We start from the raw sequence: 3,546 nt of genomic DNA on the forward strand, positions 1-3,546 counted from the left end.
TTCTGATTGTTATTCATATAACGAAAAGACAAAAATCAAACCTCTTTATATAGTTGAAGGAAAAGAGACAACAGAAGAAATGATTAAAGATTTAAACCCTGATGATGTAGATTCTATAACTGTTTTGAAAGATAAAAAAGCGATAGAAAAATATGGTGAGAAAGGTAAAGCTGGCGTGATTGAAATTTACCTTAAGAAGAAGTAAAACCGTTGCATAACAGCTACTACAACGGATTTGGGCAATAGGCTTAATGGAAAGTTGGTTTTGTATTTGGGATGATTTACTTCGTCTATTCTCTATCGCTCGGGTGGCAAATCCGAAGAATGGGCTTAATTTAGTCCCAAACCCGCTGTAGTACCAGAACGTTACCTGCAATTAAAATGAAAATAGAACAAACATTTGATAAATACTACTACTTAACGGAAGACGAAAAGTCGAAAGTTGGTAATGCTGAACCGGAAGACAAAAATATTCGTTGGGACTTCTTTGAGAATAAAAATATAGACCACAAATTGACAGAGCCATTAAAATTCAAAATCAATTCAGGAAAATATTCGGGACAGACAGGCGACTTTCAGTTTAATAGTTGTGGATTTCTACTTTTCTCTGACAAGTTACGAACGATAATAGAGAAATACTTAACTGATATTGATAATCCGAAATGGTTTCCAGCCGAAGTGACTGATTTGGATGGTGTAACAAAAAACTATTCAATATTGTATCTATTTAGCAAACCAGATTTCTTAGACCATAATAATTCGACATTTGTTTCAGGAACTGACCACCCAATTAAAAAGAGATTTGACTTAGAGAAAATTGGAGATAGGTTAATATACAATTCAAAAAGATTAAGTGTTTTGCTTTGTGTTCATGACATTGTTCGGAAAGACATAAAAAAGTCGGATTGTAAAGGACTTTATTTTTACAAAATTCATACGCCAGGACGACTATCATGAGATTAACTGCAGGTAACAGCTACTACAACGGATTTGGGCAATTGGCTTAATGGAAAGTTGGTTTTGTATTTGTGAGAATTTGGTTAATCCGAAAATAGGGCTTAATTTAGTCCCAAACCAGCTGTAGTACCTGAACGTTGGCGGTCAGTTACACGCTACAGAAAACGAATAACAGAAAATAAAGTTTAATGAAAATCAAAATGAATCAAATAATCTACATTTCAATTTTTTTGTTGGGCATATTTGTTTTGGCATATTATCGTAAAGCAAAATCGGAAAAGGAAAGTGTTGAAAATGTAAATCCGAATCAACTCGTTCAAAATAAGATTGTCCACGAACAATTATCTGAAAAGCAAATTGAGAAAATAAAAAAGATACAATCATCATTTGCTGACGTTTATAAAATTTCTTTGGAAGAAACAATTACAAATTTTAAACGAGATCAAAATCCTGATAATGAAATTGAAGTTTGGCTTAATATGCTGAAAGCTTATGAAAAGTTTGTTTACAAAAATGGAACTGAGATTGAATTGAATAAAAAAACTGAAGTTTTTAAATTAATATTAATGCGTTCAATGATGGATGAAAAAGAAGCTGAATTTGAAACTAAATGCATAATATTAAATAAAGATGAAATAAAAGAAATATTTAGCTATTATAAAATGGAAGCAAAACCTCTTCTGATTGAAACCAAATAACCGAACCGCCAACAGCTACTACAACGGATTTGGGCAATTGGCTTAATGGAAAAATGGTTTTGTATTTGGGATTATTTGCTTCGCCTGTTCGCTATCGCTCGGGTGGCAAATCCGAAGAATGGGCTTAATTTAGTCCCAAACCCGCTGTAGTACCAGAACGTTGGCGGTAATGCGATCAACCAAAACATAAATCGAACTGATGTAAAATCTAGAAATGACGAAATCTAAAATATTAAATATCCATCTTTATTTATTAAGCTTCATTTTGCTTCATTTTGGTTTTCAATTCTTAACAGGTTATGGTCTAAATCCAAGTGCAGTATTTGTGGTAAAATTAATATTATACACATCTGGTATTGTACTGTTTTTTTATGAACATAAAACCATTTAAGCTAATATCAATTTACTTTTCTTTTTATACAATCTCTGGAATAGTAGTCGCAATGTTTTTTTTGTTTGGAGGAATTATGTTAGCCGTTTTTTCTTCCATCCTTTTATATCCAATTTATCCAAAACAAGTTGAATATGAAAATCAATCAATCAGAGTTTATCATAGATTCCAAGGATTTTTATCGCATTGTTGCTCTTATGAAGTCACAGAACCTAAACAATATTTTTTTGAAAAACACTTAGGATTTATAGAAATTGAAACCGAAATCAACCCTAATAAAACCGAATTAAAGTTAAACAAAGGAAAAATTCTATTTAAACACGAAGTTGAAAACTATAATATTGAAAATAAAGCTTCAATAGTTGTTGACACGATAGAAATAAAGCCTAACTAAAAACACTACCGCCAACAGCTACTACAACGAATTTGGGCAATAGGCTTAATGGGAAGTTGGTTTTGTATTTGGGATGATTTGGCAAATCCGAATAATGAGCTTAATTTAGTCCCAAACCCGCTGTAGTGCCAGAACGTTAGGCGACATTGTGCTCATCAAACGAATTAAATTGAAATCTAAAAAATGGTAGAAAATAATGTTATAATTTTTACGCAAATTATCGTTGCAATTTCTTTCTGCGTAAGTATTTATATTGTTTCAAAAATTATTATTTTTTATTTAGTAACGATTAAAAAATGGGTGAAAACTGAAGCTACAGTCGTTGAATGTGAGGCCAATTGGTTTCGGTCAAAAACTGATTCTGACACTGAAGGATGGAAAGAAATGATTAAATATAACTACACTGTAAACTCTATAGAATATGAAAGTAATTGTGTGACAAAGAACTTAGATTTTCTAACGCCATCTAAAATTTATGCTAAAAACTATAATTTTAGAAAACAGCAAAAAATAGAAATTTATTACGACCCTTCCAATCCGAAAAATGGGATTATAGATTCAAAATTAAATTCATTTACTATAATAATTCCAATAACATTTTATATTATTATTTACTTTATCCTATTCAATCATTAGTAACGTCGCATAACAGCTACTACAACGGATTTGGGCATTAGGCTTAATGGAAAGTTGGTTTTGTATTTGGAATGATTTGGCAAATCCGAGGAATGGGCTTAATTTAACCCCAAACCCGCTGTAGTACCAGAACGTTATGCGACATTGTGCTCATCAAACGAATTAAATTGAAATTTAAAAAATGGTAGAAAATAATGTTATAATTTTTACGCAAATTATCGTTGCAATTTCTTTCTGTGTAAGTATTTATATTGCTTCAAAAATTATTTTTTTTTATTTAGTAACGATTAAAAAATGGGTAAAAACTGAAGCTACAGTCGTTGAATGTGAGGTCAATTGGTTTCGGTCAAAAATTGATTCTGACACTGAAGGATGGAAAGAAATGATTAAATATAACTACACTGTAAACTCTATAGAATATGAAAGTAATTGTGTGACAAAGAACTTAGATTTTCTAACGCCATCTAAAA

At 31.1% G+C, this 3,546-nt stretch carries 6 protein-coding genes; all 6 read left to right on the forward strand.

Annotated features, from left to right (window positions below):
* The coding region (locus tag VFS71_RS03035; protein ID WP_326399308.1) for a hypothetical protein at positions 1–205 on the forward strand (205 nt) is incomplete at its 5' end.
* A 176-nt stretch (positions 206–381) separates the two neighbouring features.
* A complete protein-coding gene (locus tag VFS71_RS03040) occupies positions 382–957 on the forward strand; it encodes an imm11 family protein (protein WP_326399309.1) in 576 nt (191 codons plus the stop codon).
* A 200-nt stretch (positions 958–1,157) separates the two neighbouring features.
* Complete coding sequence (locus VFS71_RS03045; RefSeq protein WP_326399310.1) at positions 1,158–1,655, forward strand: hypothetical protein; 498 nt, start codon at positions 1,158–1,160, stop codon at positions 1,653–1,655.
* Positions 1,656–2,026: 371 nt separating this feature from the next.
* On the forward strand, positions 2,027–2,440 hold the full coding sequence (locus tag VFS71_RS03050; RefSeq protein WP_326399311.1) for a hypothetical protein: 414 nt from the start codon (positions 2,027–2,029) through the stop codon (positions 2,438–2,440).
* 183 nt (positions 2,441–2,623) lie between these two features.
* The gene (locus VFS71_RS03055; protein ID WP_326399312.1) at positions 2,624–3,076 is read left to right on the forward strand and encodes a DUF3592 domain-containing protein; all 453 of its coding nucleotides are present in this window, start codon (positions 2,624–2,626) and stop codon (positions 3,074–3,076) included.
* A 181-nt stretch (positions 3,077–3,257) separates the two neighbouring features.
* The coding region (locus VFS71_RS03060; RefSeq protein ID WP_326399313.1) for a hypothetical protein at positions 3,258–3,546 on the forward strand (289 nt) is incomplete at its 3' end.

Origin of the sequence: Flavobacterium sp. (genome assembly GCF_035760125.1) — a bacterium.
Lineage (GTDB): Bacteria > Bacteroidota > Bacteroidia > Flavobacteriales > Flavobacteriaceae > Flavobacterium.